This is a genomic window from Pontibacter amylolyticus (assembly GCF_014638845.1).
GTDB lineage: Bacteria > Bacteroidota > Bacteroidia > Cytophagales > Hymenobacteraceae > Pontibacter > Pontibacter amylolyticus.
Genome location: NZ_BMFP01000002.1, coordinates 128,326 through 142,362 on the forward strand (window position 1 = coordinate 128,326; position 14,037 = coordinate 142,362).

Annotated in this window: 13 protein-coding genes; 9 read left to right on the forward strand and 4 right to left on the reverse strand. The window is 54.2% G+C overall.

The features are described 5' to 3' along the window. Positions 1 to 127: 127 nt before the first annotated feature. The 4 genes from IEV97_RS05465 (at position 128) to IEV97_RS05480 (ending at position 3,790) form a co-directional block, all read left to right on the forward strand. Entirely contained in the window at positions 128 to 1,693 is a 1,566-nt protein-coding gene (locus IEV97_RS05465; RefSeq protein ID WP_188500516.1) for a PAS domain-containing protein, read from the forward strand. A 70-nt stretch (positions 1,694 to 1,763) separates the two neighbouring features. After that, positions 1,764 to 2,171 carry a response regulator gene (locus IEV97_RS05470; protein ID WP_188500517.1) on the forward strand — a complete coding sequence of 136 codons (408 nt, stop codon included), beginning with the start codon at positions 1,764 to 1,766 and terminating at the stop codon, positions 2,169 to 2,171. A gap of 162 nt (positions 2,172 to 2,333) precedes the next feature. Beyond that, a complete protein-coding gene (locus IEV97_RS05475) occupies positions 2,334 to 3,164 on the forward strand; it encodes a hypothetical protein (RefSeq protein WP_188500518.1) in 831 nt (276 codons plus the stop codon). A 182-nt stretch (positions 3,165 to 3,346) separates the two neighbouring features. Next, positions 3,347 to 3,790 carry an acyltransferase gene (locus IEV97_RS05480; protein ID WP_188500519.1) on the forward strand — a complete coding sequence of 148 codons (444 nt, stop codon included), beginning with the start codon at positions 3,347 to 3,349 and terminating at the stop codon, positions 3,788 to 3,790. Positions 3,791 to 3,804: 14 nt separating this feature from the next. Here the strand turns inward: IEV97_RS05480 and IEV97_RS05485 are convergent, their stop codons facing one another. Then, positions 3,805 to 4,392 carry a hypothetical protein gene (locus IEV97_RS05485; protein WP_229733813.1) on the reverse strand — a complete coding sequence of 196 codons (588 nt, stop codon included), beginning with the start codon at positions 4,390 to 4,392 and terminating at the stop codon, positions 3,805 to 3,807. A gap of 63 nt (positions 4,393 to 4,455) precedes the next feature. Here IEV97_RS05485 and IEV97_RS05490 point away from each other — a divergent pair, with 63 nt between their 5' ends. The 3 genes from IEV97_RS05490 to IEV97_RS05500 all read left to right on the forward strand — a co-directional run bounded on the left by IEV97_RS05490 (position 4,456) and on the right by IEV97_RS05500 (position 7,556). Further along, entirely contained in the window at positions 4,456 to 5,040 is a 585-nt protein-coding gene (locus tag IEV97_RS05490) for a uracil-DNA glycosylase family protein (RefSeq protein ID WP_188500520.1), read from the forward strand. 60 nt (positions 5,041 to 5,100) lie between these two features. Beyond that, the gene (locus IEV97_RS05495) at positions 5,101 to 6,249 is read left to right on the forward strand and encodes a pyridoxal phosphate-dependent aminotransferase (protein ID WP_188500521.1); all 1,149 of its coding nucleotides are present in this window, start codon (positions 5,101 to 5,103) and stop codon (positions 6,247 to 6,249) included. 530 nt (positions 6,250 to 6,779) lie between these two features. Further along, a complete protein-coding gene (locus tag IEV97_RS05500) occupies positions 6,780 to 7,556 on the forward strand; it encodes an amidohydrolase (RefSeq protein ID WP_188500522.1) in 777 nt (258 codons plus the stop codon). Here IEV97_RS05500 and IEV97_RS05505 read toward each other — a convergent pair. Together IEV97_RS05505 and IEV97_RS05510 are read right to left on the reverse strand one after the other, a co-directional pair. Beyond that, a complete protein-coding gene (locus IEV97_RS05505) occupies positions 7,548 to 7,925 on the reverse strand; it encodes a hypothetical protein (protein WP_188500523.1) in 378 nt (125 codons plus the stop codon). The two genes, IEV97_RS05500 and IEV97_RS05505, sit on opposite strands and share 9 nt — an antisense overlap. After that, positions 7,925 to 10,156 (reverse strand): T9SS type A sorting domain-containing protein, encoded by a 2,232-nt coding sequence (locus tag IEV97_RS05510; RefSeq protein WP_188500524.1) that lies wholly within the window; start codon positions 10,154 to 10,156, stop codon positions 7,925 to 7,927. Before IEV97_RS05510 ends, IEV97_RS05505 begins: the two co-directional genes overlap by 1 nt. A gap of 124 nt (positions 10,157 to 10,280) precedes the next feature. On the opposite strand from IEV97_RS05510, the gene IEV97_RS05515 reads away from it, so the two are divergent. Next, a complete protein-coding gene (locus IEV97_RS05515; protein ID WP_188500525.1) occupies positions 10,281 to 11,567 on the forward strand; it encodes a UDP-N-acetylmuramoyl-tripeptide--D-alanyl-D-alanine ligase in 1,287 nt (428 codons plus the stop codon). Positions 11,568 to 11,803: 236 nt separating this feature from the next. Here the strand turns inward: IEV97_RS05515 and rfbC are convergent, their stop codons facing one another. Next, a complete protein-coding gene (rfbC, locus tag IEV97_RS05520) occupies positions 11,804 to 12,346 on the reverse strand; it encodes a dTDP-4-dehydrorhamnose 3,5-epimerase (RefSeq protein WP_188500526.1) in 543 nt (180 codons plus the stop codon). 212 nt (positions 12,347 to 12,558) lie between these two features. Here rfbC and hflX point away from each other — a divergent pair, with 212 nt between their 5' ends. Continuing rightward, a complete protein-coding gene (gene hflX, locus IEV97_RS05525) occupies positions 12,559 to 13,764 on the forward strand; it encodes a GTPase HflX (RefSeq protein ID WP_188500527.1) in 1,206 nt (401 codons plus the stop codon). Positions 13,765 to 14,037 lie beyond the last annotated feature (273 nt).

Below are 14,037 nucleotides of genomic sequence, written 5' to 3' on the forward strand. Positions count from 1 at the left end.
TATTTTCAGGGAGCACCGTATTTAAGGCAACAATTCAGCTGAATTTTGCTATTTTAGTGCCTCTACACTATGAAAACAGAACTTAAGACATTTTACTGTGCTTCCTAAAACCGCGACATCTCCACCCATGCTAGAGCCCATCTTCAGGGCACTGCCGAGGTTATATGCTGTCTTGACTCCTGATCTTATTATTGTTGAGGCTACTGATTCATTGCTGAAGCTATTACAGATGGCACGCGAGCAGGTCTTAGGCCAGCCTCTGTTTGATCTGTTCCCAAACAATCCTAAACATCCTGAGTTTAAGGAGTCTGTACTACAGTGCCTACAGCATGCCCTGATGCATAAGGAAAGTTTTCACAATGCCACGCTCCGCTACGACATGCAGACTGAGTCAGGGTATGAGGAGCGCTACTGGAGTGCGACCAGCGTACCTGTACTGAACGATGCCGGAGAAGTACAGTACCTTATACACGAGGTAAGTGATGTAACCGATAAGATACTGTTTGAGCGCCTGCACCAGCAAAGTCAGGAGCAACTGAACCTGATCAGCCATGCCACCAAAGCCATTGCCTGGGAATACGACATCGTAAACGACCGCATGCACTGGGGCGAAGGGCTTCAGGAAATATTTGGCTACACACCTGAGGAAATGGGGATAAGTGGAGCGTCCTGGGATTCACGGGTACATCCGGATGATTTTGAAGAGGTACAGCGCAGTATACAGAAGGCACTGACCAACAAGCAGAATGCCTGGTCGGGCGAGTACCGTTTCAGGAAAGCGGATGGCACCTACGCCTATATCCTGGACCAGGGCTATACCACATACGATGCTGCAGGTACGCCTGTCCGCACCACCGGCTCCATTATCGACATCACCCAGAATAGAGACACACAAGAGGCACTTAAAGAAAGCGACGCCCGCTTCCATCACCTGCTGGAGACGCTGCCGCACATGGCCTGGACGGCCTCACCGAAAGGAAAGATACTTTTCTTCAACAAGAACTGGTACAGCTATACCGGTATCCGCCGAGGCCAGACTGATGGCTGGATCAACGCGGTGCACCCGGAGGACTCAGCCTTCATACTCACCAGCTGGCACAACGCCGTGGCCACAGGCAGCAGCTTTGAACTGGAGTATCGTATTCGCCACCACCTGGACGGCAGCTACCGCTGGTTTCTGGAACGTGGCCTGCCGATGCGCGACGCCAACGGAAACATTACCCTCTGGATCGGCACTTACACGGACATAGACGACCAGAAAAATCAGTTGGGAGAGCACAGAGACGACCATCTGGAGAGCCTGCTGCGCCTTTCGCCGGTGCACCTGTGCCTGCTGCATGGCCCGAACCATGTGTGCCAATATGTAACCCCCGGCGTATACAAGCTTTATGGCAACCGCAGCTACGTTGGCCACACTGCCCGTGAGATTTGGCCGGAGCTTGAACCGATCGGTTTTTTTGATCTGCTGGACGAGGTATACACCAAAGGACGCACCGTGTACATCAACGAGTTCCGCACGCAAATTGACGACGACTTCAATGGCAACCCGCGCGATGCCTACTTCAACTTTAAATACCAGCCTTTATTTGACAGCACCTCTACTGTGGAGGGCATTATGATCTCAGCCATAGAAGTGACCAACCTGGTAATAGCCCGGCAGAGAGCGGAGGCACAGGCAAGAGGAGAATCCTGATTCTTATGTTTTTTAACTTTGTTTAAAACAAAAAAGGCCATAATTTGTAAAAGAACTCAAAATACCAACTATGAAATCTGTAAAGACTATCCTGCTGATAGACGACGACGATACAACCAATTACCTGAACCAGCGCCTTCTCTCCCGTATGGAGGCGGCATCTGACATCAGGGTAGTGACCAATGGTGAAGAGGCCCTCGACTACCTGAACAAAGCTTTCAACGGTGAGGAGAGCTATCCGAAGCCGGACCTCATTTTTGTTGACATCAAGATGTCAGTAATGGATGGTTTTGAGTTTCTGGATGAGTACCAGCGCTTTGAGGAGGACAAAAAGCTACGCACCGTCATGCTCATGCTCACTTCCTCGGCCAGCTTCTACGACTTGGAGCGACTCAAAAAATACCCGGAGGTGCGCAGGCATTACTCCAAGCCTTTGGCCGAGGCCGATGTGCGCGAGATCATGGAAACCTATTTTTAACTGAACCTCATTTTATTGTTTAAGAGGCGCTCTCACAAAGGGCGCCTCTTTTTTTATACCTGCGCCTGTGCCAACAATAGCCCCCGTAAACCGTAAAAAAAATATAGCCAACGTTAGGTGGCATAAGATCAGGGCATCTATTATTAAAAAAATAAAACAACCATGAGAAACGACGCAGAACATCACGACAAGCCGGGCGACTACAACCAGCGCATTGGCCGTGAGCTATACAATAAGGACAAAGGACAAGAACACCCACAGCGCTACAGCTACAGAGGGCAGGGTCAAAATCAGAAAAAATGGGATGAAGGCAATTACTTCCATACCGGACCCAGTCCGCGTGGCGCGCAGGACCGAAACCGGGATGCTGAAAGCGGCCATCACTACACAGGCAACAGACCGGCCCCTTACCAGAGCGACCGGGGCACCTACCAGACCGGCCACTACGGCAGCCGCAGCGAAAGCCCTTACCGCAACGAGAGCCAATACCTGAACCATGGCTACAGAGGTCCGGGAAGCGGCAGCGAGCAGCCTTACCGCTCGCAGATGGGCCGTGGATCGCAGCCGGGTAACTACAACGAGTCACCCACCTCGCAGGACAGCCTGTGGCGTGAGGGACCAGGCACCCGCAGCCGCTACAAGGAGGACGACTACCGTTACGGCAGCGGCACGCACAACTGGTACAGCGAAGGCCGCTACTCCCCGGACGTGGAGCCGGAGAACCAGGACAAGCGCGGATTCTTTAAGCGCATGCGCGACACCTGGGATGACATTATGCAGTCCGACAACCCAGACTACGAGCCACACAACACATACGACCCGGAGCGCCGCGCCGAGCAGCTGAGCACCCGTCAGCGTTACGGCGGGGAGTCGTTCCGCGACCGCAGTTTTGACCGTGGCTACGAGAGCGGACCGCGCTGGGCCGATGAAACCGACTCCGGCAACGATGATTATTACAAAGATGCTGACAGAAACCAACGCAACCGCCGCTAATTCGTATAGCAGACAGATTAGGTTACTTTGGTAGTAGATTAGTAAAAAAGGCAGCTCACCGGCATCGGCGGGCTGCCTTTTTTTATGCCGAATCCAAACGCTGACAAACATCAGGCCCGGGTGCCCGTACATAAAAGTCGGTACTTTATTTTCGGAGATCTCAGGAATTAAACAGAACAGATATGCACCACGAGGAAGAAAACAGACATCATGAGCGGCACGAACGCCCAGGACGCCCGCACCCACGCCACGAAAGGGAGCAGCAGAACTTTCGCAGCCGCTGGGAAGAACCCACCCCCTTCATGCATGACCGGGACAGAAGGCATCACGAAGAAGAGATGCGCATGCGGGAGGAGCAGGAGCGGCATGCCTACAGACAGCAGCAAAGCGAACGCCAGCAGCACAACAACATAAGTCGGCACCAGCACGGTTTTTCAGATGACCACCACACTCCCTACAGAAGAGGCGAGCATCGCAATTGGCGCGATGACAGCGAGCACTACCGTGCTGAGAACCAGCACGCCCGCGACAGGTGGCAGCAGCAGGAGCAACTTCCCCCGCTGCGCGAACAGCGCCGTCGCCAACAGAGCCGTCGCGACGAGGACTGGGATGAGCGCGGCTGGTAGCGGAGTCCCGCCGTTTAGAACCGCTTCCTGAACCCGGCCCCAAATGACACCAGTTCTGGTATGCCGGGTACCAGGTTTAGCGACAGGTCATATTGTCCTTTTAGCTGATAATTATACTCGAACTCGCCGCCGTACCAGTAAAACTTGTACTGCCAGTCGCCGCTGCGCTCAAAGTAGCCATCGTCTTCGTAACCCGGCAGCCGGTTCCAGTCGCGGCGGTATACCAGGGTGGGGCCGAAACCGCCATTGAGTGAGTGTCGGCCCGTCCTGAAAATCTGCCCGCGCCAACCCAGGTGCGTAAAGCCGGCCATCGACGAGGCGCAGTCGGAGTACAGCCCCTGCTCTACCCGCACACTGATAACGTCGCGCACCACAAACCGGTCGTAGCCTACTATACCTCCAAAATTGAGCACGGCTATACCTTTGCGGTCGAGCCTGTTTTTGAACAGCTCCGGGTATGGCGTTTGGCGCAGGTGCATCGACAAGCCGAAGTACTTCACTGTAAAGGCATTTTTATAAGCAAGGGGCGACTGCGCCCATCCCGAAGGTATAAGCTGACAGCACAAAAACAGAAGAAGCACAAAACGTATAAAATGCTGCATACAACCTGATTATACAGGATAAAGCGCATTTTGTTAGCAGATCGCCATACCTTTGTACTCCCTATGAACGCTACCCTGGACATTTTACTCGAGCAGGTACGTGCCTGCCGCCTTTGTGCCGAACACCTGCCGCATGGGCCCCGCCCTGTGCTGCGGGCCTCTCCCTCTGCCCGACTACTGATCGTGGGGCAGGCGCCTGGTACCCGGGTGCACGCCAGCGGCATACCTTGGGACGACCAGAGCGGCAAGCGCCTCCGGCAGTGGATGGGTATAGCGCCGGAGGTGTTTTACGACGAGAGCAAGGTGGCCATCATCCCGATGGGCTTCTGCTATCCCGGAAAAGGAAAAAGCGGTGACCTGCCGCCCCGCGCCGAGTGCGCCCAACACTGGCACCAGCAACTATTGCCCTTGCTGCCCAACGTACAGCTAACCCTGCTGGTCGGCAAGTATGCGCAGGACTACTTTTTGGGTGAAAGAACCAGCCCCACGCTTACCGAAACCGTAACAAACTGGGCCGACTACCTGCCTGCGTACATGCCCCTGCCCCACCCTTCGCCGCGCAACCAGTTTTGGCTGCGACGCAACCCCTGGTTTGAACAGGAGGCCATACCTGTGCTGCAGCAACTCGTGGCAGAGGCCTTAGGCTAATTTATACTTGGAATATTCCCGTTAACTTCTATCTTCGTTCATCAGCACAAAACCTACCCTATGATCAACTACCCAAGCAGCAAACTACCCGATGTCGGCACCAGTATTTTCGCTGTGATGTCGGCGCTGGCCAATGAGCATGGCGCCATTAACCTGTCGCAGGGCTTCCCGGATTTTAACTGCCCCGATGAGCTGATTGCGCTGGTAACAAAGTACATGCAGGAAGGCCACAACCAGTATGCCCCGATGCCCGGCGTACCGGCTCTGCGCCACAAGATCAGCGAAAAAACGGACAAGGTATACGGCTACCGTCCGGACCCCGACCAGGAAGTAACGGTAACCTCCGGCGCAACAGAGGCGCTGTTTGCCGCCATCACGGCAGTGGTAAAACCCGGCGACGAAGTAGTAGTGCTGGAACCCTGCTACGACAGCTACGCCCCTGCCATCCGGCTGGCGGGCGGCATCCCCATTTACGTGCCCCTGGCTCTGCCTGACTTCAGCATCGACTGGGACTTACTGAAGAAGAACATCTCAAGCCGCACCCGCCTGATCATCATCAACACGCCGCACAACCCGACAGGCGCCGTGATTCCGCGTGAGGACCTGGAAAAGCTGGCCAACCTGACCGACGGCTCCGACATCCTGATCCTGAGCGATGAGGTATACGAGCACATGGTGTTCGATGGAAAAGAGCATGTGAGCGCTTTGCAAATAGAATCACTGCGGCAGCGGGCATTTGTGATCTCGTCTTTCGGGAAAACCTACCATACCACCGGCTGGAAGATCGGCTACGTGGTAGCACCTCCTGCCCTGACTGCAGAGCTGCGCAAGATGCACCAGTTCATTACCTTCAGCACGGTTACGCCCCTGCAGCTCGCCATCGCTGACTACATGGACAACGAAGCCCACTACCGCTCCCTCCCCGACTTCTACCAGGCCAAGCGCGACTTGTTCTGTGAGCTGGTGAAGCCATCTCGGTTCGAGCTTATACCTTCGGCTGGCACTTATTTTCAGCTCCTGAAGTATGACGCTATCTCCCAGGAGCATGACTTGGGTTTTGCCAAACGACTGACGCAGGAGATTGGCGTAGCCTCTGTACCCGTATCGGCTTTCTACCACAACAAAACCGACCACCACTACCTGCGCTTCTGCTTCGCCAAAAGTGAGGAGACGCTGCAGCAAGCGGCAGAGCGGTTAGTGAAGTTGTGATGGGGTGAATTGTTAAATTGTTGATGGTTTATAAATCTATATACACAGGACAACAACTTCAGCCAAGTATACGAAGCGAATCTCAACTGTCGGAGTAAAGGGGCCTCTGTCATGAGTTTCAGCTAATGGAGTATAATAAAGCATTGGCATAAGCCTTGTATCAAATGGCCACTGGCACGCATCGAAAGACATCCCTGCCCCTTGAGCTATGAAACAATTAGCTGTGCCAGGTGCGCTTTTGACGATTTTGTGTTTGAGCGGTCAGCGAGTTTAAAATCGTCTTGATTTTTTTGCTTACTTTTTTCATCAAGGAAAAAAGTAAGGCCCGCCCGGCCAGGGCAAGCTACAAGGCAATAAAGGTTGCTATACCTGCGACAGCCGTAGCTACAAAGCAAGCTACACCTATACTTGGGCCAGAGGCCCCACCATAGTAGACACGAGCGAGGACGCTCGCGCCATAAAATAAGCCCCGCCAGCAAGGCGAAGCTATAGAACAACTAAAATACCGAATACACTAAAGCTCATCACCCATGCAAGACCTCCGCATCACCATCATCCAAACCACACTGCACTGGCAGGACGCCGCCGCTAACCGAGCTATGTTCTCAGAGAAACTCGCTGCCGCAGCACCTGCAACTGATCTGATCGTGCTCCCTGAAATGTTCACGACAGGTTTTAGCATGGACGCGGCCGGGCTGGCAGAAGAGGCGGAAGGCCCTACCCTGCAATGGATGCAGGAGGAAGCGGCCAGGTATAGCGCCGTGCTGACCGGTAGCGTGATGGTGAAAGAAGGAGACAGCTATTACAACAGGCTATACTGGGTACGCCCCGACGGCACATACGAGCATTACGACAAACGTCACCTGTTCCGGATGGCAAAGGAGCACCACAGTTATACCCCGGGCAAAGAGAAGCTGCTGGTAGAATTAAAAGGTTGGAACATCTGCCCGTTGGTGTGCTACGACCTGCGTTTCCCGGTATGGAGCCGCAACACGAATAGCCAATACGATTTACTGCTTTACGTCGCCAACTGGCCCAAGCCCCGCGCCAATGCCTGGAGCACACTTTTGCAGGCCCGTGCCATCGAGAACCTGAGCTATGTGGTGGGTGTGAACCGCGTCGGAACAGACGGCAACAACCACCCTTACTCCGGCGATTCCGCCATCATCCATCCCAAAGGGCATAAGCTGCTCGAAACGACAGAAGCTGAAGGTATACACACCATTACTTTGAGCAAACAAGAGCTAACGGATTTTCGGGAGGCTTTCCCGGCCCACCTCGATGCGGATGATTTTACACTAAACTGATTTTGTCAGAAACTGGCGCAGCGCCTCATCGTCGGCCAGCAAGGTATAGGCTATACCTGGCCGGGCCTGCAGCATGCGCAGCAAGCGGGGCTGCTGCCCGATGAGCAGAATGTGTCGCTGTGCATGTGGCAAAAGCAACTCCTCGAGCAGCGGCATCAGCCGGTTCAACTCTCCTGCTCCACTCTTTATACACACCACCGTTTCCTGATTTTCCTGAAGAAGCCGCACGGCGTACTGCTGCAAGGCGGCATCGGAGTTTGCGTCCACATCAAAGACAGGTATAGCCGGCGCGTGCTGCCGCACCATGTTGAGGATGGGTTTGTCGAAGGCGGTTTCCTCCGCCAGATCTATGAAAAGAAAGGCCTGCATCAGTGTATCACCAGTCTGCGGGTTTCGTGACCGCCGTCGCGGGAGGTGGCGCGCAGCAGGTATACGCCTGCCTTGAGATGGCCCACACGCAAGGTATGGCGGCGGTTGAAGCTTTCGGCTCCATCGTATACCTTGCGACCGATCATATCGTGCAGCACAATAGAAACCGACTCGCTTGCCTGCACCTGCACAGGTTCCTGAGCGCCCGCCACCGGGTTCGGGTATACCTTCAGTTCCAGTGCGCCTCCTTTGTCATTGGGGTTGCCGTAGTTGCCGCCCGTTTGCTGCAACATGTATACACCCCCTCCCTGCGTGCCGATAGCCAGGTATAGCTTGTAAGGTCCGCCCAGTTCGGCCACCGCCAACCCAAGTCCGCGACCAAAACGGGAGGTTTGCGCTTTTCCTGTCAGCTCGTTTTCCAGCACCTCGGTTGTTTCAATAAAATCCCCGTCCAACTTGTCCAGGAAATCATTGTAAATGCGCAGGGCTCCGCTGTCGTCTGTTGTGAGCAGGTCGAGTTTGGCGTTGCCGTCTATGTCCACCACCACGGGTGCCAGGTTGCGACGGTAAAAGTCAAATTTGATGCCGCCGATACTTTGTTTTTCCAGCACGAATTCATTCCCGGAAGAGCGGTAGTAGTCCAGCGTACCACCGGCTTTCCCGACCAGCATGTCCACGCGCTGCCCATCCACCCGAAACAGGTGCGGCGTATCGCCGTTGGCCAGGGTATGCAGGTGAAACAGACGGGCTGTGTTAAAGGCAGCAGGCTGACCGGCTTTCGCATTGTTTACAAAGTATTCCATGTGTGTCGTGCCCCCTGCATGATGGCCTGATCCAGTCTGAGTTCTGTATGTCAGGACCAGATCCAGGGCGCCATCCTGGTTGATGTCGAAGAAAGACGGCTTCAGCGAAAGCATTTCTTTGCTGGAAAGCGCCAGGTAATCATCGGTGACAAAGGTGAAAGCAGGCTCGGCTAAAGTGCCGGTGTTGCGGTAGAGGCTGAGCGTTGCCACAAAGCGGCCGTTGCGATCGGATCGTCCGTTGCCAATTAACAGATCAAGCAGGCCGTCGCCGTCAATGTCGGCAAAGGCGGGATAGGCGTTTTCGCCCAGATCGATCATCTGGCCCTGCAGAAAGTTGTCCTGGGCAAACTCAAAATTCGGCTGGTTGGCAGTGCCCTTGTTTTGGTAGAGCCAGGATGAGCGCTGCAGTTCCAGGTCACCCGCATTTTCGTTGCTGTTCGGCGCCACCAGCAGGTCAGGTATACCGTCGAAGGTCACGTCCTCGTAATAGGCTGCCGGGAAACGCTTGAAACTGGCCGCGCGGCTGCCTGTCGGAAAAGCCGTCTCGAAGCTTTCCATGCGTGCCTGCGTTTTGGTGCCCACGTTATCCATCTTCACCAGGCTTTCGCACTCCACGCTGCCCATCAGCAGGTCTTTGTCACCGTCGCCATCCAGGTCGATGGCCAGCAGCGCGGAACCGTCGTGGCCCGAGTGCAGGGGGCCTGCCATACGGCACTGTATGCCGAAGCCAAAATTGTTGCAGCCATGGCACTCCGTGATCTGCCCCCACCAATCAGAGGCAAGCGCGAACTCCAGCGATCCGCAGGGCTTGCCCTCCTCTACCTGCATGTTCTGGTAATACTCCAGGGTATATCCTCCCGAAAATTCCGAAAGCAGAATGTCCAGATCGCCGTCGCCGTCCATGTCCACGATGGCAGGTATGTCAGAGATGTTCATCTGCATGTTGATGCTGTTCATGCCGTTGCGACTCCGGTAAAAGAGGGCATCTTCTGTCAATACAAAGGTGAGGTATTTATTGCCGCTCGCCTCCTGCCGGTATACCCGTATCCCGAGTGGTGTGCTGGTGAAGATATCTTTCAGGCCGTCGCAGTTGTAGTCGCGCAGCAGCACCCAGTTTTCGAGCTCGGCCGGGAACATAGCCTCGTACTCGGGTGCGTAGGTATAGCGCCACTGGCCTCCCTCCTGCACGGCCAGGTAGGTATAGACTTTGCGCAGCATGCGGTCGAAGACAAACAGGTCGTCGCGGCCGTCTTTGTTCAGGTCGATGGTGGAGAACTGCGGCGTGTTAAGTCCGCCACCCCAGGGGTTGCGCAGTTCGGTTGCACCTACGTTTACAGGGACGTCCGTGCGCTGCTGGAAGCGCAAAGGCTCCTGAGCAGACACATCAATAAGCAGTAAGAAAAGAAGGACAGTCAACAGGTAACGCATAGGCAGTTTGTTAGGCAATTGGGCTGTTGCTTTTGCCGTTTTGAGTGTATATTGCCATGGCGGCAGCCTGCAATACCTTAGCACGGGCAGCTGCACCAATTTTCAGACTAAAAATACGCATTTCATGCCGAACAGCATTGACTTTCTTTACCAAAAATACCTCAAGTGCCGCCACGTCAGCACCGACTCCCGTGCTCCGCAGGACCAGAGCCTGTTCTTCGCCCTGAACGGACCTAATTTTAAGGGAGCCAAGTTTGCACAAGGTGCCCTGGAGAAAGGTGCCAAATACGCTGTGGTGGACGACCCTGCCCTGGCTTCTGACAATGTGTTGGTGGTGGAAGACACGCTACAGGCGCTACAGGACCTCGCCCGACACCACCGCAGGCAGCTCAGTATACCTGTGATCGGGATTACGGGCAGCAACGGCAAAACCACCACCAAAGAGCTGATCCATGCCGTACTGAGCCAGCAATTCAACACGCTCTATACCCAGGGCAACCTCAACAACCACATCGGCGTGCCGCTCACCTTGCTTCGCCTCAAGCCGGAGCACGAAATGGCCATCATCGAGATGGGCGCCAACCACATCGGCGAGATCGCTTTGCTGAGCAGCATTGCGATGCCCACGCATGGGATGATCACCAACATCGGCAAAGCGCATTTGGAGGGTTTTGGCAGTTTGGAGGGTGTGGCCCGTGGCAAGAGCGAGCTCTACGTGCATTTGCTGGAGCATGGCGGCACCGTGTTTGTGAACACCGGCAACGAGCACCTGATGCGCATGAGCCGTCGCATCGAGCACAAAGTAACTTACCCGGCCCAAGGCGACTTTTACCACAGCGAATTGCTGGAGGCCTCGCCTTACGTGGTATATAGAGACGAGGAAGGCCACGTGGTGCATACGCAACTGGTAGGCAGCTACAACTACGAGAATATGGCGGCGGCCGCCTGCATCGGCAAGTATTTCGGGGTGCCGCTGGAGAAGGCCAACACCGCCATTGCCAACTACAGCCCAGTGAACAACCGCTCGCAGGTGATGCAGAAAGGCACCAACACCCTTATTCTCGACGCTTACAACGCCAACCCAACTTCAATGGCAGCGGCTATCCGCAACTTCGGCGGCATGAACGCTTCGCGCAAAGTGGTGATCGTGGGTGATATGCTGGAGATGGGAGCCGAGAGTGCTAGCGAGCACAAAGCTATCGGGGAGATCATTGCCGAACAGAATTTTGAGACGGTGCTGCTTTGTGGACCGGAAATGAAACATGCTGCTGAGGTTAACAGTAACTTCCTCTACTTCGCTACGAAGGCTGATTTGCAAAGCTGGCTGCAGGTCAATCAGGTTTCGGAAAGCTATGTGCTGGTAAAGGGCTCAAGAGGTATGGGGCTGGAGACGCTGGTGGAGGTACTGTAAATTTGGAGGTTAGAAAATTAATAGATTTGAAGATGAAGGGAATGTGCTGCCTTTTCAATGCTCTGATAGGACAAGCAGCTAAGTAAAAAGTACTAGCAAAGTATCAAAAACAAGGCCCGCGATCTTTATTGCGGGCCTTGTTTTTGGTAAATATGGACCATAAACCTAAGACTCAGATAATTGGCTCATATTTAAAAGTCTTTTGTCCTTTGTCTAAAGTTCTTTTGTCCAGGCACTCAAAACGGCGAGTCGAAATCCTTTAACAGCGGCAGCACTTCGTCCTTCGGCGATACCAGCGGATTGGCTATACCCCAGTCTATACCCAAGGCCGGGTCGTTCCAGAGGATGCCGCCTTCGGATGGCTGGTGGTAGAGGTTGGTGCATTTGTAGAGGAAGCTGGTGTTGTCCTCCAGCGCCACAAAGCCGTGGGCGAATCCTTCTGGAATATAGAGCATGTTGTGCTGCTCTGCATCCAATATACAACTGGCGTGCTGCCCGTAGGTAGGGGAGTTTTTGCGGAGGTCGAGCGCCACATCCAGCACCCGGCCCGACGTGACGCGCACCAGCTTGCCCTGCGCATAAGGCGGCTTCTGGAAATGCAGCCCACGCAGCACGCCTTTCTTCGACACAGATTCGTTGTCCTGCACAAACACCGGGTTGATGCCGAAGGGCGCAAACATACTGGCATTATAGGTCTCCATAAACCAGCCGCGCTCGTCACGGAACACCCGCGGTGTAAATTCGATCAGGCCTTCAATGTGATAGGTCTTATGCTGCATGGCTGGTATGGATGGATCTGATTTGGTTCTTTTAGAAGGGTGGCAAGTTAGGTTTTTTTCCCCTTTCTTCTGAAATTTTTCACCTAACTTGCGCCCATCCTGCCTGCTTCCACGGCGCTATACCTGCTAATTTTGACCGGGGCCGGGAACAATTACGTACAATGATTCACGCCGAAAAAAGGCTGACAAACCGCTACGCTTAACATCTGAAAATGGGTAAACAAAAATACTACGAAACCGCCAAGCCGCAGGAAACTGCCATACTGGTAGCTGTGCCTGGCTATAAGCAAACCGACGAACAAACCAACGAATACCTCGACGAACTGGCCTTCCTGACCGAAACGGCCGGTGCCGTCGCCATGAAGCGCTTCGTGCAGAAGCTCGACAAACCAGACACCCGCACCTTTGTGGGCAGCGGTAAACTGGACGAGATCAAAGCTTATGTGGTAGAGCACAAAATCGACATGGTGATCTTCGACGATGACCTGAGCCCTTCGCAGGTGCGCAACATTGAGCGCGAACTGCAGGTGAAGATCGTGGATAGAAGCTTACTGATTCTCGACATCTTCGCACTCAGGGCCAAAACGGCACAGGCACACACACAAGTGGAACTCGCGCAATACCAGTACCTGCTGCCCCGCCTGACCAACCTATGGACTCACCTTTCCAAGCAAAAGGGTGGTATCGGTATGAAGGGTCCGGGTGAAACCGAGATCGAGACTGACCGTCGTATTGTGCGCGACAAAATCTCTTTGCTGCGTGACCGACTGGAGAAGTTCGAAAAGCAGAACTTCGAGCAACGCAAGTCACGTGCCGGCATGGTGCGTGTGGCGCTGGTAGGGTATACCAACGTGGGCAAGTCTACACTGATGAACCTTCTCTCCAAGTCCGACGTGTTCGCCGAAAACAAACTCTTCGCGACCGTAGACGCTACGGTGCGCAAAGTAGTTTTCGACAACATTCCGTTCCTGCTGTCCGACACGGTAGGGTTTATCCGCAAGTTGCCCACCAAGTTGATCGAGGCCTTTAAGTCCACGCTCGACGAGATCCGCGAAGCTGACCTGCTGGTGCATGTGGTAGACGTGTCGCATCCTTCGTTTGAAGACCAGATTGCGGTGGTGAACAACACCTTGCTCGACATCAACTCAGCTAACAAACCAGTGCTTTTGGTATTCAACAAGATAGACCAATACCTGGAGCAACGGGAGCAGGAACTGAGAGAAGAAAGTGCGAATAATGAAGAAGGCCACGAAGTACGTCCTTCCATCGAAGACCTCAAAGCCACCTACATGGCCAAGGTACATGCCCCTGCCCTGTTCATTTCGGCGACCAACCGCATCAACATCGACGAGCTGCGCGCCGAGTTGCAACGCCGCGTAGCGGAAATCCACTTCGAACGCTATCCGAATAACGTGTAGTGTAACTTCTGAAACATCAGAAAAAGGGAACTTCCGGCAAGGGTTGTTCCCTTTTTTTGTGATGGCTGGGAGGTAGACCTCGCAGTGTCATTCAGACCTGCGAGCGTCTGGTGAGGTATAGCTTGTCTGAATCAGGATTTTCAGGATTTAAGGATTAACAGGATTCTCGTAGTTGATTGCCTGCTCCCTTCAAAGGGGACTTTGCCTTCTCCGTCTGTCATCCTGGAAGGATCTTGGTAGAAGGGAGGACAAGCAGTTGCTATAACCTACCCC